The 21,932-nt window shown below is 71.1% G+C and carries 23 protein-coding genes; 16 read left to right on the top strand and 7 right to left on the bottom strand.

Features of this window, described 5'->3' with window-relative positions; genetic code table 11:
- Positions 1-35 precede the first annotated feature (35 nt).
- From ABZX11_RS27405 to ABZX11_RS27435, 7 genes are all read left to right on the top strand, one after another.
- Entirely contained in the window at positions 36-1,379 is a 1,344-nt protein-coding gene (locus ABZX11_RS27405; protein WP_176173036.1) for a glycosyltransferase 87 family protein, read from the top strand.
- Entirely contained in the window at positions 1,354-2,562 is a 1,209-nt protein-coding gene (locus ABZX11_RS27410; RefSeq protein WP_176173035.1) for a glycosyltransferase 87 family protein, read from the top strand. Before ABZX11_RS27405 ends, ABZX11_RS27410 begins: the two co-directional genes overlap by 26 nt.
- 13 nt (positions 2,563-2,575) lie before the next feature.
- Positions 2,576-3,760, top strand: coding sequence for a 5-(carboxyamino)imidazole ribonucleotide synthase (locus ABZX11_RS27415; protein WP_176173034.1), 1,185 nt, complete (start codon positions 2,576-2,578; stop codon positions 3,758-3,760).
- A gap of 14 nt (positions 3,761-3,774) precedes the next feature.
- Positions 3,775-4,272 carry a 5-(carboxyamino)imidazole ribonucleotide mutase gene (purE, locus tag ABZX11_RS27420; protein ID WP_176173033.1) on the top strand — a complete coding sequence of 166 codons (498 nt, stop codon included), beginning with the start codon at positions 3,775-3,777 and terminating at the stop codon, positions 4,270-4,272.
- Positions 4,273-4,357: 85 nt separating this feature from the next.
- The gene (locus ABZX11_RS27425; RefSeq protein WP_354918014.1) at positions 4,358-5,014 is read left to right on the top strand and encodes a hypothetical protein; all 657 of its coding nucleotides are present in this window, start codon (positions 4,358-4,360) and stop codon (positions 5,012-5,014) included.
- Between the two features lie 132 nt (positions 5,015-5,146).
- Positions 5,147-5,563 carry a hypothetical protein gene (locus ABZX11_RS27430; protein ID WP_354918017.1) on the top strand — a complete coding sequence of 139 codons (417 nt, stop codon included), beginning with the start codon at positions 5,147-5,149 and terminating at the stop codon, positions 5,561-5,563.
- On the top strand, positions 5,560-6,414 hold the full coding sequence (locus ABZX11_RS27435; RefSeq protein ID WP_354918020.1) for a hypothetical protein: 855 nt from the start codon (positions 5,560-5,562) through the stop codon (positions 6,412-6,414). The genes ABZX11_RS27430 and ABZX11_RS27435 overlap by 4 nt, the downstream gene beginning before the upstream one ends.
- On the opposite strand, the gene ABZX11_RS27440 is transcribed toward ABZX11_RS27435, so the two are convergent.
- The gene (locus ABZX11_RS27440) at positions 6,411-8,072 is read right to left on the bottom strand and encodes an AMP-binding protein (RefSeq protein ID WP_354918023.1); all 1,662 of its coding nucleotides are present in this window, start codon (positions 8,070-8,072) and stop codon (positions 6,411-6,413) included. The genes ABZX11_RS27435 and ABZX11_RS27440 overlap by 4 nt on opposite strands.
- A 105-nt stretch (positions 8,073-8,177) precedes the next feature.
- Here ABZX11_RS27440 and ABZX11_RS27445 point away from each other — a divergent pair, with 105 nt between their 5' ends.
- Positions 8,178-9,335, top strand: a complete 1,158-nt coding sequence (locus ABZX11_RS27445) for an acyl-CoA dehydrogenase family protein (protein ID WP_354918026.1) — start codon at positions 8,178-8,180, stop codon at positions 9,333-9,335.
- A gap of 156 nt (positions 9,336-9,491) precedes the next feature.
- Here ABZX11_RS27445 and ABZX11_RS27450 read toward each other — a convergent pair whose 3' ends face one another.
- Positions 9,492-10,352, bottom strand: coding sequence for a helix-turn-helix transcriptional regulator (locus tag ABZX11_RS27450; RefSeq protein WP_354918028.1), 861 nt, complete (start codon positions 10,350-10,352; stop codon positions 9,492-9,494).
- Between the two features lie 131 nt (positions 10,353-10,483).
- On the opposite strand from ABZX11_RS27450, the gene ABZX11_RS27455 reads away from it, so the two are divergent.
- From ABZX11_RS27455 to ABZX11_RS27465, 3 genes are all read left to right on the top strand, one after another.
- Positions 10,484-11,407: an alpha/beta hydrolase gene (locus ABZX11_RS27455; RefSeq protein WP_354918030.1), complete on the top strand. Its 924-nt coding sequence runs from the start codon at positions 10,484-10,486 to the stop codon at positions 11,405-11,407.
- Between the two features lie 87 nt (positions 11,408-11,494).
- Positions 11,495-12,424, top strand: coding sequence for an alpha/beta fold hydrolase (locus ABZX11_RS27460; RefSeq protein ID WP_176173028.1), 930 nt, complete (start codon positions 11,495-11,497; stop codon positions 12,422-12,424).
- A 69-nt stretch (positions 12,425-12,493) separates the two neighbouring features.
- Complete coding sequence (locus tag ABZX11_RS27465; protein ID WP_176173027.1) at positions 12,494-12,919, top strand: hypothetical protein; 426 nt, start codon at positions 12,494-12,496, stop codon at positions 12,917-12,919.
- Here the strand turns inward: ABZX11_RS27465 and ABZX11_RS27470 are convergent.
- A complete protein-coding gene (locus ABZX11_RS27470) occupies positions 12,916-13,311 on the bottom strand; it encodes a hypothetical protein (protein ID WP_176173026.1) in 396 nt (131 codons plus the stop codon). The genes ABZX11_RS27465 and ABZX11_RS27470 overlap by 4 nt on opposite strands.
- A gap of 81 nt (positions 13,312-13,392) precedes the next feature.
- Here ABZX11_RS27470 and ABZX11_RS27475 point away from each other — a divergent pair, with 81 nt between their 5' ends.
- Complete coding sequence (locus ABZX11_RS27475) at positions 13,393-14,208, top strand: DUF1206 domain-containing protein (RefSeq protein ID WP_176173025.1); 816 nt, start codon at positions 13,393-13,395, stop codon at positions 14,206-14,208.
- A 114-nt stretch (positions 14,209-14,322) separates the two neighbouring features.
- Positions 14,323-14,763, top strand: coding sequence for a DoxX family protein (locus ABZX11_RS27480; RefSeq protein ID WP_176173024.1), 441 nt, complete (start codon positions 14,323-14,325; stop codon positions 14,761-14,763).
- 48 nt (positions 14,764-14,811) lie between these two features.
- Here the strand turns inward: ABZX11_RS27480 and ABZX11_RS27485 are convergent, their stop codons facing one another.
- Positions 14,812-15,516 carry a TIGR03089 family protein gene (locus ABZX11_RS27485; RefSeq protein ID WP_354918034.1) on the bottom strand — a complete coding sequence of 235 codons (705 nt, stop codon included), beginning with the start codon at positions 15,514-15,516 and terminating at the stop codon, positions 14,812-14,814.
- A 108-nt stretch (positions 15,517-15,624) separates the two neighbouring features.
- On the opposite strand from ABZX11_RS27485, the gene ABZX11_RS27490 reads away from it, so the two are divergent.
- Positions 15,625-16,461, top strand: coding sequence for an NAD(P)H-binding protein (locus tag ABZX11_RS27490; RefSeq protein WP_354918037.1), 837 nt, complete (start codon positions 15,625-15,627; stop codon positions 16,459-16,461).
- Here ABZX11_RS27490 and ABZX11_RS27495 read toward each other — a convergent pair.
- Both ABZX11_RS27495 and ABZX11_RS27500 read right to left on the bottom strand, forming a co-directional pair.
- Positions 16,454-17,719, bottom strand: a complete 1,266-nt coding sequence (locus ABZX11_RS27495; protein WP_354918040.1) for an LCP family protein — start codon at positions 17,717-17,719, stop codon at positions 16,454-16,456. The genes ABZX11_RS27490 and ABZX11_RS27495 overlap by 8 nt on opposite strands.
- Positions 17,720-17,756: 37 nt before the next feature.
- On the bottom strand, positions 17,757-19,289 hold the full coding sequence (locus tag ABZX11_RS27500) for an LCP family protein (RefSeq protein WP_354918043.1): 1,533 nt from the start codon (positions 19,287-19,289) through the stop codon (positions 17,757-17,759).
- A gap of 138 nt (positions 19,290-19,427) precedes the next feature.
- On the opposite strand from ABZX11_RS27500, the gene rfbB reads away from it, so the two are divergent.
- Together rfbB and rfbD are read left to right on the top strand one after the other, a co-directional pair.
- Positions 19,428-20,417: a dTDP-glucose 4,6-dehydratase gene (rfbB, locus tag ABZX11_RS27505; RefSeq protein ID WP_354918046.1), complete on the top strand. Its 990-nt coding sequence runs from the start codon at positions 19,428-19,430 to the stop codon at positions 20,415-20,417.
- A gap of 8 nt (positions 20,418-20,425) precedes the next feature.
- Positions 20,426-21,316, top strand: coding sequence for a dTDP-4-dehydrorhamnose reductase (gene rfbD, locus ABZX11_RS27510; RefSeq protein ID WP_354918049.1), 891 nt, complete (start codon positions 20,426-20,428; stop codon positions 21,314-21,316).
- Here rfbD and ABZX11_RS27515 read toward each other — a convergent pair.
- Complete coding sequence (locus ABZX11_RS27515) at positions 21,295-21,876, bottom strand: TetR/AcrR family transcriptional regulator (RefSeq protein WP_354918052.1); 582 nt, start codon at positions 21,874-21,876, stop codon at positions 21,295-21,297. The two genes, rfbD and ABZX11_RS27515, sit on opposite strands and share 22 nt — an antisense overlap.
- Positions 21,877-21,932 lie beyond the last annotated feature (56 nt).

A 21,932-nucleotide genomic window follows, 5' to 3' on the forward strand; every position in this document is an offset into this window, starting at 1 on the left:
GACCACGACCGGGCCGGTCATGATTTCCTGGTGCGGTGACCCGGACCGTATCCACCGACGTCGACGGCGCAGTCGCGGCCAGACCCCAGCACCGGCTGGCCCTGCGGAAGTCACTCGCCCGGCTGTCCGTCCGCCCGCGGTCGATCCTGATCCTGTCGGTGATTCCGCTGGTCGCGATCGGGTACGGCATCTACGGCTGGCAGCACGACTGGGTGCTCGGCGTCGACAGCGCGGTCTACCGCGCCGGCGCGTTGACGCTGCTGAACGGCGACTCGCTCTACGACGCCAACACCCTGCCGAACGAGCCGTGGTGGGCGTTGCTGCCGTTCACCTACCCGCCGACGGCGGCGCTGATCTTCGTCCCGCTCGCGGCCTTCCCGACGCAGATTTCCTGGGGCCTGATCACGGCCGTCTCGCTGGGGGCGATGGCGCTGTCGATCCGGATCGCCATCGGCGCGCTGCCGCGCCCGGCCGCCGACGGGCCGCGCTGGTGGGCCTCGCCCGCCCGCTCGACCATCGTGTTCTTCCTGGTCTGCCTCGGCCTCGAGCCGGTGTGGCGGACGATCTTCCTCGGCCAGATCAACCTGATCCTGATGGCCATGATCCTGCTGGACATGCTGGTCATCGGCGCGCGGGGGAGCCGCTGGGGCGGCGTCCTGGTCGGCGTCGCGGCGGCGATCAAGCTGACGCCGCTGGTGTTCCTCGGGCACCTGTTCATCACCGGCCGCCGGATGGACGCGCTGCGCGGGCTGGCGACGTTCGTGCTGCTCCAGGGCCTGATGTTCCTGATCAACGCGCACGACGCGGCCAAGTACTGGACCGTCACGCTGCCCGACACCGGCCGGATCGGGCCGGTGCACTGGGCGGGCAACCAGTCGCTGAACGCGCTGATGAACCGGGCCACCGACCTCGCGCCGTGGGCGTCGAAGGCGGCGATGGGCATCGGCCTGCTGCTCGCGATCCCGGCGCTGTGGCTGCTGCTGCGCTTCCACCGCAAGGGCCAGGCGCTGGCCGCGGTGCTCGTCACCGCGTTCTGGACGCTGCTGATGTCGCCGATCTCGTGGACCCACCACTGGGTGTGGGTGATCCCGCTGATCGTGCTGCTGGTTTCGCGGCTGCCGAAGACCACCCCGAAGACGGCGTGGCGGCGCTGGGTCGGGACCGGGTTGGTGGCGTTCGTGTTCGTCAGCTGCGTGCTGCTGATCCTGCCGAACGGCCGCAACGTCGAGCTGCACTGGAAGGTGTGGCAGAACGTGCTGGGGGACGCCTACATCCTGATGCCGGTCGTGCTGGCTTTCGCGCTGATCCTGCGCTGGGGGCTGCTGCGGCGAGCGCGGAAGAAGGCGGCCGCGGATGTCGACGTCCCCGCCGGCGTCTGAGGCGCGCACCGGCCGCGTTCTCGCCGGGGTTCTCGCGCTGCTCGTCCTGGCTTTCGGGGTCGTCGTCTGGCTGGCCGGGTGGCACCTGGGCGCGGACAGCGCCGTGTACCGCGCGGGGGCGCTGACGCTGCTGCACGGCGACCCGCTCTACACGCGGGACGTGCTGACCGCGCTGCCGGACTGGGTGCGGCTGCCGTTCACCTACACCCCGGCCGCCGCGCCGCTGTTCCTGCCACTCGCCCTCGTGCCATCGGGCCTGGTCTGGGGCGTGATCGCGGTTTTGTCGGTGGTCGCCCTTATGGTCGTCATCACGGTGGTTTCGTCGTCGCCGGGGAGCACATCCCTTCTGGGAAGAAGGTGGTGGGCGCTGCCGGCGGGAACGGTCATCGCCCTGGCGCTGGAACCGGTGTGGAAGACGCTGTTCCTGGGCCAGATCAACTTGATACTGATGGCGTTCGTGGTGCTGGACGTCCTGGTGCTCTCCGTCCGCGGGTCGCGGTGGGCGGGCGTGCTGATCGGCGTGGCAGCGGCGATCAAGCTGACCCCGCTGATCTTCGTGCCGCACCTGTTCTTCACGGGCCGGTGGAAGGACGGGCTGCGGGCCCTGGGCACGTTCGTGGCGCTCGAAGCGGTGATGTTCGCGGTCATCCCGGTGGACGCGATGCGGTTCTGGCGGGATTCGGCGACCGATCCGAGCCGGGTCGGGTCGGTGCACTGGATCTTCAACCAGTCGCTCAACGGGCTGGTGAACCGGGCCTCGGCGTTGGCGCCCTGGTCGCTGGCGGTGGCGGTCGGGGTGGCGGCGGTGCTCGCCGTGCCCGCGGTGTGGCTGGTGGTGCGGCTGCACCGGCGTGGCGAGGACGCGGCGGCGCTGCTCGTGACGGCGTTCTACGGGCTGCTGCTGTCGCCGGTGTCGTGGTCGCACCACTGGGTGTGGTGCGTGCCGCTGATCACGCTGCTGCTGGTGAAGGCGCGCTGGTGGGCCGCGGCGGCGGTCACGGCGCTGTTCGTCTCGCAGGTCGTGATGCTGGTGCCCAACGGCGGGGACGTCGAGTTCGGCTGGGGCCTGGGGTGGTCGGTCCTCGGCAATGTGTACGTGCTCGCGGCGGCGGGCGGCATCCTGGGGCTCGCGGCGCGTGAGCTTCGCCTGGTCCGGCGGTCACCCCAGGTCGTGACCGTTTAGGCTGACTGGCGCTATGGACAAACACACCGGTCTGCCCGTCGTGGGCATGGTGGGCGGCGGCCAGCTGGCCCGGATGACCCACCAGGCGGCGATCTCCCTCGGCCAGTCCCTGCACGTGCTCGCCGCGAGCGAGAACGAGGCGGCGGGGCTCGTCGCCGGGGATGTCACGCTGGGGCACCACACCGATCTCGACGCCCTGCGGAAGTTCGCGGCCTCGGTCGACGTGCTCACCTTCGACCACGAGCACGTGCCGGGGGAGCACCTGCTGACGCTGGCCATGGAGGGCCACGTCATCCGGCCGGCGGCGTCCGCGCTCGGCTTCGCGCAGAACAAGCTCGTGATGCGCGAGATGATGGCGGGCCTCGGCGTCCCGGGCCCGGCGTTCGCCGAGGTGTCCTCTGTGGACGACGTGGTGGCGTTCGGCGGCGAGCACGGCTGGCCGGTGGTGCTCAAGGCGGCGACCGGCGGGTACGACGGCCGCGGCGTCTGGATGCTCGACACCGCGCAGCACGCCCGCGAGACCGTGCCGGAGCTGCTCGAAGCGGGCACGGCGCTGCTGGTGGAGGCGAAGGTGGCGATGCGGCGGGAGCTGTCCGCGCTCGTCGCCCGCTCGCCCTTCGGCCAGGGCGCGGCGTACCCGGTGGTGGAGACGGTGCAGACCGGCGGCATCAACACCGAGGTCCTCGCCCCGGCGCCGGGGCTGCCCGACTCGCGGGTGCACGAGGCCCAGGACCTGGCGCTGCGGATCGCGGCGACCCTGGACGTCACCGGGCTGCTCGCGGTCGAGCTGTTCGAGACCGACACCGGGCTGCTGGTGAACGAGCTGGCGATGCGCCCGCACAACTCCGGGCACTGGACCATGGACGGCTCGCGCACGTCCCAGTTCGAGCAGCACCTGCGCGCGGTGCTCGACTACCCGCTGGGCCGGACGGACCTGATCGCGCCGGCGTGCGTGATGGCGAACGTGCTCGGCGCGCCGGAGCTGCCCGAGATGGGGCCGGACGAGCGGCTGCACCACCTGTTCGCGCGGTACCCGGAGGCGCGGGTGCACCTGTACGGCAAGCAGGAGCGGCCGGGCCGCAAGCTCGGGCACGTGAACTTCACCGGCGAGCGCATGGAGGACCTGCGCAACCGCGCGCTGCTGTCGGCGCACTGGCTGTCCCACGCCGTCTGGCTCGACGGCTACGAAATCCACTGACGGGAGAGGTCGGTATGGCGCCGCAGGTGGGCGTGATCATGGGCAGCGACTCGGACTGGCCGACGCTGGAGGCGGCGGGCGCCGCGCTGGACGAGTTCGGCGTCGAGTACGAGGTGGGCGTCTACTCGGCCCACCGGACGCCGCAGCGCATGCTGGACTACGCCACGTCGGCGGCCTCCCGCGGCCTTCGCGTGATCATCGCGGGCGCGGGCGGGGCGGCCCACCTGCCGGGCATGGTGGCGTCGGCGACGGTGCTGCCGGTGATCGGCGTCCCGGTGCCGCTGAAGTACCTGGACGGCCTGGACTCGCTGCTGTCGATCGTCCAGATGCCGGCGGGCGTCCCGGTGGCCACGGTCTCGGTGGGCGGCGCGCGCAACGCGGGTCTGCTGGCCGTCCGCATCCTGGCGGCGTCCGACGAGGGCCTGCGCGCGAAGATGGCGCAGTTCCAGGCGGACCTGGAGAAGCTGGTGCTGGACAAGGACGCGGCGCTGCGCGAAAAGGCCGGTCGCTGACATTCTGCCCCGATTCGCCTTCGGTGCCGGGGAGGATTCGCTAAGGTCCTGAATCCGGATTTCCCGGAGTGGTCGAGGGGCGGAAATGGCGGATTCCCGGCCGGGCGGCGGCGTTGCGGTGCCCTGGCTCGTCGGCGTCGTCCTGGCGGGTACCGGTGCGGCGCTGGGTGTCGTCGCGCTGACGTTCCCCTGGGTTTCGGTGCGGGTGGATTCCCGGTACCCGCCGTTCCCGTTGACGGTGACGGCCATCGAGCGCCAGGGCCCGACGTTCGCGGTGCTCCTGGTGGTGGCGGCGATGGGCGCGGTGCTCGCGTTGTCGGCCGCGCGCCGCCGGACGGGGGTCCGCTGGCTGCCGGTGGTGGTGTGCGCACCGGTGCCGGCGCTGGCGGCGATGGTGGTCGGGCTGCGCGCCAACGCGGCCGACATGCGGTCCAGCCTGCCGGCCACCGGCGTGGATCCGGAGCAGCTCCACCCGGACGTGCTGGTGAACGCGGCCCAGGGCCTGGTGCTCTACACGACGGGGCTGGTGCTGCTCGGGCTCGGAGTGGCCGTGGCGGGCGTCCCGGCGGCCACGCGCATTCCGCTGGCGTCGGCGCCCGCTGCGCCGCCGGCCCGGCGCACGCCGGTGGTCCGGCTGACGGCCCTGGTGCTCGCGGTGCCGTTGGTGGTGCTGTCCCAGGCACTGCCGTGGTTCGAGATCGACATCACCGACGGAGAGCTCCCGGCGGTGGTCACGGGCTGACCCGGCATCTACCGGGCGGGATTGATCGCAATCTTGGTCCTCTTGGTGACAACGGCGGTGACAACGGGCTGGCCCCAGACGGCGGCCCGAACAACGGCCCTGTACGTGTGCGGCGGCTTGTACGGGGTGCTGTTGATCAACGCGTGGTTGCTGTGGGACCCGACCGGCGTGGCGAACCGCATCAGCGCGCAGCGATCGGAGCTGACGTTCGGCACGGGCTTCTTCGCGGCACTGGCGGCGGTGCCCCTGCTGGCGGTGGTGGTGGGGCCGCGGGTGATCGAGGACCCGGAGCACGGCGAGGAGCTGCCGCCCGGGCCGGACGCGGAGCCAGAACCGATTCCGGCCACCGACTCGAAGCCGGCAGCCGACCCGGTATCGGGCGAAGAAGCGAGCGCGCAGGCGGAGCCAGCGGCGGCCGGGACGGCGAAGCCGGCGGGTGAGCCCAGGCCGGCCGGAGGGCCGAAGTCGGTGGCCGAGCCAGCGGCGGCCGGGGAATCGGAGCCGGCGGCCTCCTCCTTCCGCGCTGACCAGGAAGGTGCCGAGGCGTGAGCCGGAAGCGGACACCGGTCGTCGCCGGGCGGCGGACCTCCCTTCGACCCGCCCGGCGGCCGACCAAGGGGCCTGCCTGGTGGCGTGGGCTCGGCCGGGCGCCCAAATGGCTTCTCGCGACCGTCACCCCTCTGGTGCTGGCCGTCGCCGTTCCCGGGGTTGCGCCGCTCGTCGCCGATCGGGCCCGCGATCTCTTCTCCGATGATGTCCTCTCCGCGCGTGGGGAAAGCCGGCCCGATCTCCTCGCCGGGCAGTACTGGGCCACCGATGCCGAGCTCACCACTCCCGCCTCGGCGCAGGTGCTCGACGAGGTGCGCCGGCACACCCATGCCCAGCTCGGCACCTCCGGCCAGCAGGTGACCCTGGAAAGCCACCGGTCCGCGCGGATCGACATCGAGAACATCACCGCCGTCGTCGAGGAGCGGCGGTCGCCGCTGGCCGGGACCGCCTTCGTCGCCGATCCGCAGGGCAGCGGGGAAACCGCCCTCGTCGAATTCCGGCTCGACTCCGGGGCCGGTGCCGAAATCCCCGCGCTGGTGCCCGGGGACGGCGCCGCCGGGGCGCGGCCCTACCTCTCCGATGGCAAGATCCGGTTCGTCGAGCAGGGCAAGCCGGAGCACCTGGTGATCCAGGCCAAGACCGAGCGGTGCTTCTGCCTTTGGCGCGTCCGCATCGAATACTCCTACCGCGGCGGCAAACGCACCCTCGTCGTCCCGCCCGTCGGGCAGCCCGCCTTCGCCACGACCGCGTGGGGCAACCACAACATCGAGTACATCGTGCGTACCGATGGTGCCCAGCGGTACGACTGCCGGGCCACCCCCGCGTCCTGCCGGTTCAAGCCGACGTTCTAGGACAGCTGCTGCCGCAGCTCGCGTTTCAGCACCTTTCCCGCCGCCGACACCGGGATCTGCTCGACCACGTGCACCTCCCGCAAGCGCTTGTACGGCAGCACCTTCTCGTTGACCGCGGCCATCAGCTCGTCGGCGTCCAGCGCACCCCGGGGCACCACGAACGCCACCGGCAGCTCGCCGACCTCCGGGTCGGGGCGGCCGACCACCGCGGCCGCCGCGACGCCCGGCATTGTGGTGAGCAGTTCCTCGAGCTCGCGGGGGAACACGTTGTAGCCCTTGTACAGCAGCATGTCCTTCTTGCGATCCACAATGGACAGATAGCCGTCGTCGTCGAGGATGCCGATGTCGCCCGTGTGGAGCCAGCCGTCCACCAGGGCCGCCGCCGTCTCCTCCGGGCGGTTGCGGTAGCCGAGCATGATCTGCGGGCCGCGCAGGCAGACCTCGCCCCGCTCGCCCGGCGGGAGCGGGTCCTCGCCGCCCTCGGCCGGGACGATCTTGACCTCCGTGTCGAAGATCGGCACGCCCACCGAGCCCACCTTGCGCGTGCCCGAGCGGTACGTCGGCGAGATCACCGCGCCCATCGTCGCCTCCGTGAGGCCGTAGCCCTCGGTGACCACCACGTCCGGGAACCGGGTGCGCAGCGCGTTGATCATCGCGTGGTTCATCGGCGCCGCTCCCGAGCCGATCGAGCGGACCGACGACAGGTCGGCGGTGTGGAACGACGGCGTCGCGAGCAGGGCCGCGAACAGCGCCGGCGCGCCGCCCATGCCGGTGACGCGGAGCCGCTCGGCGTCGGCGACGTACGCCGCCGGGTCGAAGCGCGTGTGCAGCACCATCGTCGTGCCGGCGATCACCGCCGCGTTGAGGCCGCCGATGATGCCCATCGCGTGGAACCACGGCGTCAGGTTGATCGCGACGCCGGTGCCCAGCCGCGACGGCCACTCCTCCTCGCTGCCGATCTGGTCGATCGTGACGTCGCCGCGCGCGTCGAGCGCCGGCACCGAGCCGGTGCCCCAGCAGGCGTGCTGGAGCGTGTTGACCACGACGTTGCGGTGGGTCAGCCGCACGCCCTTGGACCGGCCGGTGGTGCCGCCGGTGTAGGCGAGGTGGGCGAGGTCCTCGTGGACGTCGAGCTCGACGGCGGGCGGCGTCTCCGGCCGGCCGGCGTGGAAGGCCTCGAACTCGGTGGCGCCGTCGGGCAGGTCGCCGGTGGGCTGGACGACGACGGTGAACCGCGCCGGGATCCGGTCGGCGACGCTCGCCAGCGCGCCGGCGACCGGGCCGTACGTCACCACCGCCGCGGCCTCGCAGTCGGTGAGCTGGAACGCGAGGTCGCCCGGCGGGAGCAGCGGGTTCGCCGGGCTGAAGGTGGCCCCGGCCAGCAGCGTGCCGTAGTAGGCGACCGGGAAGGCCAGGCAGTTCGGCAGGTGCAGCGCCACGACGTCGCCGCGGCCGATGCCGCGCTCGCGCAGCGCGTTGGCGAACCGGCAGGCGGCGCCGTGGGTCTCGGCGAAGGTGAGCTGGTGACCGTCGTGGGCGAAGGCCGTCCGGTCGCCCCAGCGCGCGGCACCCGCCGCCAGGATCGAACCGACGGGGACTTCGGGGTAGTCGAGGGAGGTGGGCAGACCGGGCGGCGTCATCGGCGCGGTGATCGGCATCACCCGACCATACGAACGGTGCGGTCAACGCCACAAGGACGACGTAGGTGAACGAGCGCTAACATCGACAGACCCCTCCCGACGTTGCAGAGAAGGTGACCGGAAGTGACCGACGGCCTGTACCAGCTTGCCGAGGAGCACGAGGAGCTGCGGGCCGCGGTCCGGGCTCTGGCCGAGAAGGAGATCGCGCCGTACGCGGCCGAGGTCGACGAGAACGAGCGTTACCCGATCGAGGCGTACAACGCGCTGGTCAAGTCGGGCTTCAACGCCGTGCACATCGGCGAGGAGTACGACGGGCAGGGCGCGGACGCCGTCGGTGCCTGCATTGTCATCGAAGAGGTGGCTCGGGTCGACGCTTCCGCCTCGCTGATCCCGGCGGTCAACAAGCTGGGCACCCAGCCGATCATCCTGTCCGCCTCCGAGGGGCTCAAGAAGCTCGTGCTGCCCTCGATCGCGTCCGGTGAGGCTTCGGCTTCCTACGCGCTTTCGGAGCGCGAGGCGGGGTCGGACACCGCTTCCATGCGGACCCGGGCCCGGCTCGACGGGGACCACTGGGTGCTGAACGGGACGAAGTGCTGGATCACCAATGCCGGTGAGTCCTCCTGGTACACCGTGATGGCGGTCACCGATCCCGATGCCGAGAAGAAGGCGAACGGGATTTCGGCTTTTGTCGTGCACAAGGACGACCCGGGTTTCTCGGTCGGTACCAAGGAGAAGAAGCTCGGGATCAAGGGGTCGCCCACCCGGGAGATCTACTTCGAGAACTGCACCATTCCCGAGGATCGGATCATCGGTGAGCCGGGTACCGGGCTGAAGACCGCTCTGCGGACCCTTGATCACACCCGGCCGACCATCGGTGCGCAGGCTCTGGGTATTGCCCAGGGTGCTTTGGATGCTGCTGTGGCTTACGTGAAGGATCGCAAGCAGTTCGGGAAGTCGATCTCCGAGTTCCAGGGTGTTCAGTTCATGCTGGCCGATATGGGGACGAAGATCGAGGCTGCTCGGCATCTCGTCTATGCCTCGGCTGCTGCTTCGGAGCGGGGGGACAAGCGGGCCGGGTTCATGGCTTCCGCCGCGAAGGCTTATGCGTCCGATATCGCCATGGAAGTTACTACTGATGCTGTTCAGCTCTTTGGCGGGGCTGGGTACACCCGGGACTTCCCCGTTGAGCGGATGATGCGGGATGCCAAGATCACGCAGATCTACGAGGGCACCAACCAGATTCAGAAGGTTGTCATGGCTCGGGCTCTTCTTCGGGGCTGACTCGGGGGTTTTCGCAACCCCGAAGCCGTGATTGTGACTACGGCCGGCGGCAGTTTGTCAAGGCGGGAAAGCGTGCCTTGACAAACTGCTGCCGGCCGTGTTTTGGCTTCGGATCGGGGTTGCGGGTGGTCTGGGTTGTGCCTTGGTCTGTTGGGGTTATCGGGTTCGGGTTTGTTCTCCCGCGGCCCATGCTGTCAGGATCAGTAAGGCGTCGTGTGACGGGGTTTTCGGCTCTGCCGTCAGGACCATCAGGCGCTGGCCTGAGCCGTCTGGGCTTGTCCATGTGTCGCAGTCCAGTGTCATTCTTCCCGTTGTCGGGTGGTTGTAGTGCTTTGTTCCGTACGTTGCGTTGTTCACCTGGTGTTCGGCCCACCACCTGCTGAAGTCCGGGTCCTGTAGGGACAGGTCTCCCACCAAGCGGGCCAGGTCGGGGTCCGTTGTGTCGGAAGCCGCTTCCATTCTCAGGGCCGCTACCGCTTCTCGGGCGTCGTGCTGCCAGTTCTCGTGCATATTTCGAATTTGGTCGTTCGTGAACAGCATGCGCAGGTAGTTGCGCTGCTGTGGGGGGATTTCCTCGAAGTCCGTGAACAGGGCCGTTGCTGCTCGGTTCCACGCCAGGATGTCCAAGCGCCTGCCCAGTACCAGGGCCGGGGTTGCCGTCAGCTGGGTCAGGAGCCTGCGCATGGCCGGCCGCACGCGCTGCGGGGAACGGCGCCTGCGGGGGAGTGCGTCGGCTCGGCCGGCCAGCTCGTACAGGTACTTCTGCTGGTCCTCGTTCAGGCGCAACGCCCTCGCCAACGTCGTCAGCACCGGTGCCGATGCCCGGACGCGGCCCTGCTCCAGGCGTGTGTAGTAGTCCACGCTGATCGCCGCCAGGCCGGCCACCTCTTCCCGGCGGAGGCCGGCCACCCTCCGCGGCGCCCCCGGCTCGGGGAGGCCGCAGTCCTGCGGGGTCAGCTGGGCTCGGCGGGCCTTGAGGTACGCGCCCAGCGCCTTGGGGTCGGGATCCGGCGTCATGCCTCCAGTGTCCCGGGTGCCTCGACCTCTTGAGGGGGGCAAGTTCTTTCCCCGGCAGAAACCTGTCTCTCCCGGGCCGGCCGGATCCGGCGGAATGTGGTGGAGCAAACGCCGCACTCCCAGGAGGACTGATGACCAGGACCAGCGTCCGTTTCGACAGCAACGGCATTTCGCTCGCCGCGCACCTCTACACCCCGGACTCGGGCGGGCCGTGGCCTGCCCTGGTCGTCGGGCACCCCGGGACCGGGGTCAAGGAGCAGACCTCCGGGACCTACGCCCGCCTGATGGCCGAACGCGGGTTCGTCACCCTGGCCTTCGATGCCGCCCACCAGGGTGAGTCCGGCGGGCTGCCGCGGGGGCTCGAAGACCCCGCCCAGCGCGTCGAGGACTTCAAGGCCGCCGTCTCCTACCTCGGCACCCGGGCGGAAGTCGACGCCGGCCGGATCGGGCTGCTCGGGATCTGTGCCTCCGGTGGGTACTCCCTCGCCGCCGCCGGGGGTGATCCGCGGGTGCGGGCCGTGGCCACCGTCAGCGGGGCCGATGTTGCCCGGCAGTTCCGGTTCGGCGCCGACGGGACCCAGGATCCGGCCGTTTTCGAGGGACTGCTCAGGCTGGCCGGCCAGGCTCGGACCACCGCCGCGCTCGGTGGGGATCCCGGGGTGCTGACCATGTTCCCCGAGACCGCCGCGCAGGCCGAGGCGCTCGGTGGGGAGCACGGTGTCGAGGGCTTCGAGTACTACTGCACTTCGCGGGGCGAGCACGAGCGGTCCGCGAAGTTCCTCACCTGGCCGAGCGTCGACAAGCTCGCCGCGTTCGACGCCTTCCACGCCGTTCCGCTCATCGCGCCGCGTCCGGTGCTCCAGATCGTCGGGAGCCGGGCCGTCACGTCGTGGATGGCCGTCGAGGTGCACCAGCGGGCCACCGGGCCCAAGGAACTCCACTGGATCGAGGGGGCCAGCCACGTCGACCTCTACGACAAGAAGGAGTTCATCGACCCCGCCGTCGAGAAGCTCGCCGGCTACTTCCGGACCGCGCTGGGCGAAGAAGGGAAATAACCCACCAGGGGGAGGTTCGAACAAGTTACTCGCGCGTTAAGCCATCGGTGACGCGGATCACCATCGGTTCACAGAGAGGTGAAGCGGATGGGCGCAACGACGCGCAGGTGGCTCACGGCGGCCGCCGCCACGGTGGCGGCACTCGCGATGGGGGCGGGGACCGGCCAGGCCGCGGAACGAGAACCCTCCGGGCCGGTGCAGCCCACCATCCTCACCGCCGCCGTCTACTCGCTCGCGGCGCCGACGATCGCTCCGCCCGGGGCCAACGACTGGAACTGCCGGCCCGGTGCACAGCATCCCAATCCCGTCCTGCTCTCCAACGGGACCACCGCCAACGCCTACGAGAACTGGGCCAACCTCTCGCAGAAGCTCGCCGACGCCGGTTACTGCGTCTTCGCCGGGAACTTCGGCGGTGCTCCCGGCTCCTTCCTGCAGACCGTCGGGCCCGTGGCCGACACCGCGAAAGCGCTTGCCGCCTTCGGGGACCGCATCCTCGCGGCCACCGGGGCGGCCAAGCTCGACGTCGTCGGGCACTCGCAGGGCGGGATGAACATCCGGTACTGGATCAAGTACCTCGGCGGCGCGGGCAAGATCAGCAGGCTCGTCGGGCTGTCGCCGTCGAACCACGGGACCGATCTCTTCGGGCTGCTGAGCACCCTCGAGCGGATCCCCGGGGTGCCCGCCGCGCTCGGGACCGTCTGCCAGGCCTGCAACGAGCAGGCGGTGGGCTCGGACTTCCTCACCGATCTCAACGCCGGCGGGGAAACCGTGCCCGGCATCCAGTACACCGTCATCCAGACCCGCTACGACGACGTCGTGACGCCGTACCGCAGCGCCTTCCTCGCTCCCGCGCCCAACGTGAAGAACGTCCTGCTCCAAGACGTCTGCGGGCTCGACTTCACCGATCACCTCGGGATCACCTACGACCCCGTCGCGCAGGGGCTGGTGCTCAACGCGCTCGATCCCGCGCACGCCAAGACGCCGCCCTGTGTTTTTGTGCCGCCCGTCATCTCCTGAGTTTCGCCACATGAGACATAACCCACCGCCGGGGCGGATTTGCGCTCCGGCGGTGTCACTCTCGAACTCATGTACTGGCCGGTTCCGGCGTCTTGGACGCCCCACGACGAAGCCGAGCTGGTCGCCGGCTGGCGGCTGTGGCTCGAGCTGTCCGATCGCGCCTGGCCGACCGCCGCCTGGGACGGGACCCCGGCCGGCGCCGTCCGCCAGCTGCGTGACCTGCTCGCCGCGTGCGACGACATCGAGACCGCCTACCGCGCGGCCGCCGAGACGCCGTCGCCCGGGTTCCTCAGCTTGACGCAGGGCCTCGCCGTCACGGCGGGCTCGGCCATCTCGCTCTGGTTCGACGACTTCGACCAGCTCGACGGCGAGCGCGCGGCCCTGCTGCACGAGGACCTCACCCGGTTCGCCGAGCAGGCGGAGCAGGTGCTGACCCTGCTGGCCGTCAACGGCGGCTGGGCCGGCCTCGACGAGGTGCGCCGCCGCCCCGCCTAGCCGAGCGTCGGATCGGTGCCGCCGTCCGCCACCGGGCGGAACCTCGTGCCGCCGAAGACCTCGTCCAGCGGGCGGTCCAGGGTCAGCTCCGCGTCCGGGCCGATCGCCCAGCCGAGCTCGACCACGTCGTCGGCCTCCTCCCGGTCCTCGACCCGGTGCGTGACGTCCCCCTCGGCCACCGACCACTGGCCGCCGAGGGTCAGGTGCAGCCGGGCGGTCAGGAGGCCGGGCGCCGGGACCTGCCAGGTGAAGCGGCGGACGACGAACTCCTTGCTCCAGCTCGCCCAGTACAGCCAGCCCGAGCCGTCGGCGCGGAAGCCCAGCTCGGTGTACTCGGGGGAGCCCGGGTACACCTCCTGGTCCGACCAGTAGCCGGTCAGTGGCGCGCTCACCGTCCGATCGTCGCAGGCACAGCAAGTGATTAGGCCGCTTGGCCCAGTGGATCGGGGTCGGGCGTGGGTACTACAGCAGGCATGAACCGGACAGAGGCCACCGCCGAAAGAGGCGAGAAGAGCAACACCGCGCAAGTGCTCGGCCGCGCCGGCATGGCGTGCTACGGCGTCGTGCACCTGGTCATCGCCTACCTCGCGCTGCAGGTCGCCTTCGGCGACAGCGAGCAGGCCGACCAGAAGGGGGCACTGCAGCAGATCGGCTCCACGGCGTTCGGCCAGGTCCTGCTCTGGGTCGTCGCGGTCGGCCTGATCCTGTTCGGGCTCTGGCAGTTCCTGATGGCCGCCACCGGGTACGAGTGGGTCAGCGGCGGCAAGCGGACGCGCAAGCGGATCGGCGCGGCCGCGCGCGGGGTCGTGGTGATCCTGCTCGGCATCACCGCCATCCGCATCGCCACCGGCAGCGGGGGCGGCGGGTCCGGCAACGAGAAGCAGCAGGAGTTCACCGCCAAGCTGCTCCAGCTGCCCGCCGGGCCGGCGCTGGTCGTAATAGCCGCCGCCTGCGTGCTCGGCGTCGCCATCGCCGCGGGGGTGAAGGGCGTGAAGAAGAAGTTCCTCGAGGACCTCAACACGACCGAGCTGCCGGGCAGGACCAAGCGCTGGATCGGCTGGATCGGCACCACGGGCTACCTCGCCAAGGGCGTCGTCCTCGCCATCGTCGCGATCCTGCTGGCCATCGCCGGGTTCACGGCCGACCCGAACAAGGCCGGCGGCCTGGACGCCGCCCTGAAGACGCTTTCGGCCCAGCCCTTCGGCACCGTGCTGCTGATCGTGGTCGCGCTCGGCCTCGCCGCGTTCGGCGTGTACTGCTTCGGCGCGGCCCGGGCGCACAAGCGCTGAACGGTGCCTGTCGGTTTCCTGTCGATCACCGTCCGGAGCTTCGGCGTGGGTGCCCGGTGCCCTACTTTGGGTCGGGTCAGTTGAACTTTCACCTACTCGGGGAGCTGAAACCGGATGTTCGGACGATTCAAGGACGTGGCCCTGTTGCTGGGGAGGATCGGCGTCGCGGTCGTCTTCCTCGCGCACGGGCTTCAGAAGTGGGACAACGGCATCGCCGGCACGGCGAAGTTCTTCGAGATGTCGGGCATCCCGCTGCCCACGGCCGCCGCGGTCTTCGCGATGACCGTCGAGATCCTCGGCTCGGTCGCCTTCATCGTCGGCTTCCTGCTGCCGCTCGTCGGCATCGGCTACGTCGTCATCTCGGTCGGTGCGCTGCTCTCGGTGCACATCGACAACGGCCTGACCGGCCAGGGCGGCTACGAGCTGGTCCTGGTGCTCGCGCTCGCCGGGCTCGCCCTCGGCTTCAACGGCGGCCGGCTCTCGCTGGACCACCTGCTGTGGGGTCGCAAGCGCGCCCGCCGCGACGCCGACGTCGGCGAGCTGCAGACCGCCTGACCGGCGGTTCTGCGTGAAGGCCACCTCGCCCGAGGTGGCCTTCACCGTTCACTCCGGGAGGTCGGTGGTGGTGCGTTCCGCTTCGCGGCGGGCGGCGAGCTTGCCCGGGTCCGCGTTGCTCACGTGGACCAGGTGGGCGCCCGCCACCAGGGGGACCAGGAAGCCGTCGAGGATGCCGTCCGGGCCGGTCCAGTCCCGGGTGGACAGCACGCGGTCGTCCGCGGTGAGGCCGAGTTTCGCCGCGCGGGCCCGCGCTTCGGCCAGCACCTCGTCCACAGTGGAGTCGAAGAGCGCGGCCGTGCCGCCGGGGATCGGGAAGAGCGGGCGGTACTGGTCGCCCGCCAGCCGCGCCTCGCTCAGGTAGTCGAACGCACCGCCGCCCGGCGGCTCGGCGAGGCCGCGGCCCATCGGGTCGAGCGTGACGACGGCGGTGGCCGCCGCGCCGGTCGGCTCCGGGTCGTCCGGCCCGACGAACGCCACCCGCGCGCCCGCGCCCTCGGTCACCACGCGCGCCCCGCACCACCACGCCCCGAGCAGCACGCCCGCGGTCTGCCAGTGCGCCGGGAGCTGCACGGCCACGGCGTCGCCCGGCTCGACGTCGAACTCCTCGGTCAGCCAGTTGGCCGTCTTCGCCGCCCAGTTCGCGGTGGTCGCGACGGACAGCTCGACGCGGCTGCCCAGCTGGTCGTCGTAGTGGGTGATCAACGGTTGGGCGGCCGGCAGCGGGCGCAGCAGCTCGTCGGTCAGGCTCATGGGGACAAGGCTAAAGCGCGGACCGCGCGCCGCGCCGGTTGACACCGCATCGCCGCCGTCAGTACGTTTGCTTTGAAAGCAAACCTATCCCGACAGCTGGGGGATTTCATGACCGTTCTCGTCACCGGAGCCACCGGCCACGTCGGGCGGGCGGTGGTCGGCTCGCTCGTCGCGGCCGGTCAGGACGTCCGCGCGTCGAGCCGTGACGCCGCGAAGCTCGACGTCCCGGACGGCGTCGCGAAGGTGAGCGCGGACCTGGAGGACGCCTCGACGCTGGAGCCCGCGCTCGACGGCGTCTCCGCGGCCTTCCTCTACACCCGGCCGCAGGGCATCGGAGCGTTCGTGAAGGCGGCCGAAGCGGCCGGCGTGCGGCACGTCGTGCTGCTGTCGTCGGCCGCGACGCTCGAACCGGATGCCGCGCACAGCCGGATCGCGCTCCTGCACCGGGCGGTGGAGGACGCGTTGGCCGCGGGGTCGTTCGCTTCGACCGCGTTGAACCCGGGCGCCTTCGCGACGAACACCCTGGGCTGGCGGGCCGACGTCGCCGAGGGGGTCGTCCGCACGGCGTACCCGGACTCGTGGATCGGGGCGATCCACGAGCGGGACATCGCCGACGTCGCGGCCCGGATCCTGATCGACGGCTCACACGACGGGGAGTCGCTGGCGCTGACCGGCCCGGAGCCGATTTCGTTCCGCGAGCAGGCCGAGGTGCTCGCGGACGTCCTCGGCCGGCCGTTGCGGGTCGAAGAGCTGACGAAGGAGCAGGCGGTCGAGCGGATGCTGGCGCTCGGCTGGCCGTCGGGCGTGCCGGAGTCGGTCCTCGGGGCCTGGGCGCGGACGGTGCAGGAGCCGTCGCCGGTGACGGACGTGGTCCGCGAGGTGACCGGGAACGCGCCGCGGACGTTCCGGCAGTGGGCGGAGGAGCACCGCGCCGACTTCAGTTGACGCAGGGCACTCCGGGGGAGTCTCGGAGCAGCGGCGCCGCGGCGGGGGCGGCGCCGCTGCCCGAGCCGCCACCCGACGCCTGCGGGGCCGCCGCCGGGGCCGGGCGGCCGGCCAGGCCCGCCACGAACTCGCGGATCGCCTTCGGGTCGATCTGCACGATGCTCTGACCGTCCGGGCTGCGGCCGTTCGCCGTGATCACCGGGATCGTCGCGAACGTCAGGTCGCCCGACGCGATCCCCTTCGCCTGCTGCGCGAACTGCAGCAGGTCGAGGCCCGGGTCCAGGGTCAGCGACCGGTGCACCGCGTCCATCAGGTCGTTCAGCGTGCCCGGGCTGGTCAGCGTGCCCGCCGACAGCAGCTGGTGCAGTGCCGAAGACAGGAACGCCTGCTGCCGCACGATCCGGTCCAGGTCGCCGCGCGGCAGGTTCTTGCGCTGGCGGACGAAGGACAGCGCTTCGCCGCCGGAGACCGTCTGCTCGCCGCGGCGGAAGTTCGCGCCGGAATCCTTGTCCTCGGTCGCGTGGTTCAGGCAGACCTTGACGCCGCCGAGCGCCTCGGTCAGCAGGTAGAAACCGAGCAGGTTGATCTCGGCGTAGTGGTCGATCCGCACCTGCGTCAGGTCCTGCACCGCCTGCACCAGCACGCGGCGGCCTTCGGTGTCGGAGTCGCGCTCGACCTTCGCCTGGTCGCGCTCGCCCTGCCCCCGCAACGCCTGCGCGGCGCGCGCCTTCGCCACGCCGTACGCCGAGTTGATCTTGGCATCGCCGCGACCGGGAACGGCCGTCCAGGTGTCGCGCGGGATCGAGACCGCCGAGGGCTTGCCGCCGTTCTTCGGCACCCGCAGCACGATGATCGTGTCGGTGTTCACCGCGCCGTCGTTGGCTTCGGTGCGCAGCTGCCGCAGCACCCGCGGCGGCAGCGCGTTGCCCTGGGCGTCGGTGCGGGCGTCGCTGCCGACGAGCAGGATGTCCTCCGCGCCGTCGTCGGCGGGCGGTGGCGCGGGCTCGCCGGCCCGCGGGGTCAGCGCGTCGGTGGTCGGGACCGTGCTCTGCAGCTGGTCCTTGGTGACGTAGACGTAGCCGCTGGCGCCGAGCGCGAGCAGCGAAACCAGGCCGACCGCCACCCGGCGCGTCACCCGGCCCACGCGGCGCACCCGCGACGGCGCGGGCGCCTGCCGCGGAAACGGCGACGGCTTCCAGTCGTCGCTCTGCGTGACCGGCTCGGTGTCCACCGCTGGTTTTTCCTGGTCCTCTGCCACCCTGGTTTTCCTCCCCCGAACACCCTGCGTACGCAGTCTAGTTGACGCAGGGGACGTCGCCCGCCGTGATCGTCGGCGCGGCGGGGGTGGCGGGTGCCGACGCGGTGGCCGGCGGCTTGGCGGCGGTCGACGTCGGTGCGCCACCCGGGCCGGCGGCCGAGTTCCGGAGGTCCTTGCCCAGCAGCACGCGCACGTGCCCGGCCGTGACGTCCCGGTCCGGCTCGGCCTGGACGCTGGTGCCCAGCGCCTGCTTGACCAGGGCCAGCGCGGTCTCGTCGGCCGGGTTGTACCGGACGACCGTCGCGGCGCGGGTGCTCAGCTTCTGGTCGGCGGCGAGCGTGAAGCCCTTGCCCTGCAGCATGGCGTGCGTCTGGCCGGCCAGCCCCGGCGAACCCGAGCCGTCGAACAGCTCGACCGTGACGGCCTGGGCGCCGGGCAGCTGCGCCGGCGTCGACGACGGCCCCGCCGGGGTGTCGCCGTCCGCCGTCAGCCGCGCCACCTCGGCCGCCACCTGGGCCGGGTCGACGCGCAGCACGTCGGCGCCGCCGATGGTCGCGTTGCCCAGCGTGGGGATGGTGTGGAACTCGATGTTGCCGCCGGTCAGGCCGCGCATCTGCTCGGCGAACTCGGTGAGGTCCCAGCCCTGCGACACCACGACGGACTTCTTCACCGCTGACACCAGGTCGGCGATCTTCACCGGGCTGGTCAGCACGTCGGACGAGATCACCTTGCGGGCCAGCCCGGACAGGAACGCCTGCTGCCGCGCGATCCGGTCGAGGTCGTAGTTCGGCAGGCCGTAGCGCTGGCGGACGAACGCAAGCGCTTGCACGCCTTCGATCGTCTGGCGCCCGCCCGGCAGGTCGACGCCGGACTTCGTCTCCTTGACCGGACCCTTGAGGCAGACCTCGACGCCCCCGATCGACTTGGTGATCTCGTAGAAGCTGGCCAGGTTGACCTCGGCGTAGCGGTCGATCATGCCCGGCTTGCCGATGAACTTCTCGACGGTGGCGATGAGGTTCTTGCGCCCGGCGACCTTCGCTTCCTGGTCGGCCTGCTTGAGGTCGGTCACGCCCTTGCGCTGCAACGCGCGGTAAGTGTCCGTGTACGCGTAGACGAACGCGCTGTTGAGCTTGTGCTTGCCGAAGCCACCGGTCAGTTCCACCCACGAGTCGCGGGGGAACGAGATCGCGATCGCCTGCTTCCCGTTCTGGGGGATGTGCACGAGGATCATCGTGTCGGTGTTCAGTTCGCCGTCGGAGACGCCGGCGTGCAGCATGTCGAGCACCTCGCGGGGCAGCGGGTTGCCCTGCGCGTCCGTGCGGCTGTCCTGGCCGACCAGGAGGATGTCGATCGCGCCGTCGAGCGGCTTCGCGTGCGCTTCGGTGTCGGCGAAGACGTTCGTGGTCGTCAGGCCGGTGTTCGGGTCGCCGATGTACTGCCAGCCGTACCAGGTCAGGGCCAGGATCGCCACGGACAGCAACGACACGACGACCTTGCCGCCGCGGCGGGCGAACACCGCGGCCGGTTGTGGCCGGCGCGCCGGGATGGTCGGCGCAGCCTGTTCGGTCACGCGCTTCCTCCCCTGTGACCCCGTGCTTCCCCCATGGCACCAGTGTGCCTCCGGCGCAGACTCTACTGAGGGTGTTGTGGGGCCTCCGTAGGCTGGGGGCGGAATGCCCCGCCCGGGGGCGTGAGGAAAGGCGGGAAGATGCGGGTCCTGGTCACCGGTGGTGCCGGCTTCATCGGGTCGCACTACGTCCGGCAGGTGCTGACCGGCGCCTACCCGGCGCTGCGCGACGCCGAGGTGGTCGTGCTGGACAAGCTCACCTACGCGGGCAACGAGGCCAACCTCGCCCCGGTCGCCGCCGACCCGCGGCTGCGGTTCGTCCGCGGCGACATCTGCGACACGGCACTGGTCGTCGACGTGATGACCGGCGTTGACCTCGTCGTGCACTTCGCCGCCGAGTCGCATGTGGACCGTTCGATCCTCGGCGCCGCCGACTTCGTGCTGACGAACGTGCTCGGCACGCAGAACCTGCTGCAGGCGGCACTGGAAGCCGGCGTCGGCAAGTTCGTCCACGTGTCCACCGACGAGGTGTACGGCTCGATCGAGCACGGTTCGTGGACCGAAGACCACCTGCTGGAGCCGAACTCGCCGTACTCGGCGTCGAAGGCGTCTTCCGATCTGGTGGCGCGCTCCTTCTTCCGCACCCACGGGCTGCCGGTGTGCATCACCCGGTGTTCCAACAACTACGGTCCGTACCAGTTCCCGGAGAAGGTCATCCCGCTGTTCGTCACCAGCCTGCTCGACGGGCGCAAGGTGCCGCTCTACGGCGACGGGCTCAACGTCCGCGACTGGCTGCACGTGGACGACCACTGCCACGGCATCCAGCTGGTCGCCGAGGCGGGGCGGCCCGGCGAGATCTACAACATCGGCGGCGGCACCGAGCTGACGAACCGGGAGCTGACGGAAAAGCTGCTCGAGGCGGTCGGCGCGGACTGGGACAGCGTCGAACCGGTCGAGGACCGCAAGGGCCACGACCGCCGGTATTCGGTGGACATCACGAAGATCGGGAAGGAGCTGGGGTACGCTCCGCGCGTCTCGTTCGAGGACGGCCTGGCCGAGACAGTGGCCTGGTACCGGGACAATCGTGCGTGGTGGGAGCCCCTCTCCGGCCGGGCCGCGCTGAAGAAGTAGGAGTTCGTGTGCGGCTGACGGTGCTCGTGCCGGGTGGTTCCGGACAGCTCGGCCGGGATCTCGCCGCGCTGGCGTCCCCTTCGGTGGACGTCGTGGCGCCGGGTTCCGCCGAACTGGACGTGACGGTGACGGGCCAGGTGCTGGCCGCGGTCGGCGGCCTGGCCGAGCGCGCCAGGGAAGCGGGCTCGCTGCCGGTGGTCGTCAACGCGGCGGCGTACACGGCGGTCGACAAGGCGGAGACCGACGAGGAGCGCGCGTTCGCGGTCAACGCGGACGGACCCCGGGTGCTGGCGGCGGCGTGCGCGTCCCGGCGGGTGCCGCTGATCCACGTGTCGACGGACTACGTGTTCCCTGGCGATGCTTCGCAGCCGTACGAGCCTTCGGACGCACTGGGACCGCGCTCGGCGTACGGCCGCACGAAGGCGGCGGGCGAGGACGCGGTGCTCGGGTCCGGGGCGGCTTCGTGGGTGGTGCGGACCGGGTGGCTCTACGGGCGGTCCGGGTCGAACTTCGTGAAGACCATGGCCGCGTTGGAGCCCTCCCGGCCCGAGCTGTCCGTTGTGGACGATCAGGTGGGCGGTCCCACGTGGACGGCCGACCTGGCGGCGGGGTTGCTGGAGCTGGCTTCGCGGGCGGCTGCGGGTGAGGGGCCGTCGCAGCGGATCCTGCACTGCACGAACGCGGGCGAGGTGAGCTGGTGCGGCTTCGCGCGCGCGGTGTTCCGGCACCTGGGCGCGGACCCGGCGCGGGTGAAGCCGTGCACGACGGCGGAGTACCCCCGCCCGGCGGCGCGTCCGGCGTACTCGGTGCTGTCCCCGGCCGCGTGGCGGGAAGCCGGGCTGACCCCGATGCGGTCGTGGGAAGACGCGCTGGACGCCTATTTCGCGACGGCCAAGTAGGCGAGCGTCATCTCGGTCGTCTCGGCCGCCCACGTGGTCCAGTCCAGTCCGTCGGGCCAATAGCGGCCCGTGGCGGCGCGGTGCACGCAAGCGCCGATGACGGTCCTCGCGGCGGTCCGGACGGCCGGGCTGTCTCCCGCGGCTTCGACGAACGCCTGCTGGATGGCGGCCAAGGCCTGCAGGCCGCGTTCGCGACCGTCCGCGCGCTGGCCGTCGAGCAGCTCGGAGAAGATCCGGTCGTGGGTGGCGAAGGTGTCCGCCAGTGCCCGGGTGAATGCACCGACGACCTCGCGCAACCCGGGCCCCGAGCCGCGCAGTGCCGTGCCGACGTTCGTCTCCAGGCGGTCGAGCAACTGGTGCTTCACCGCGAACAGGAGCTGGTCCTTGCCGGCGAAGCGGCGGTAGATCGCGCCCACCGACAGTCCGGCCCGCTCGGCGACCGCGCCGATCGTGAACTCCTCGTGGCCGCGGTGGGCGAGCACGTACTCGGCCGCGGCCAGCACCTTCTCCAGTGACGCGCGGCTGCGCGCCTGCTGCGGCGGACGAAAGCCCTCCTGCACGGATCCCTCCCACCGGTCTCGGCCCAGATGCGAATGATAACTTGCATTCACATTCG

Origin of the sequence: Amycolatopsis sp. NPDC004169, from assembly GCF_040610315.1 — a bacterium.
Classification (GTDB): Bacteria; Actinomycetota; Actinomycetes; order Mycobacteriales; family Pseudonocardiaceae; genus Amycolatopsis.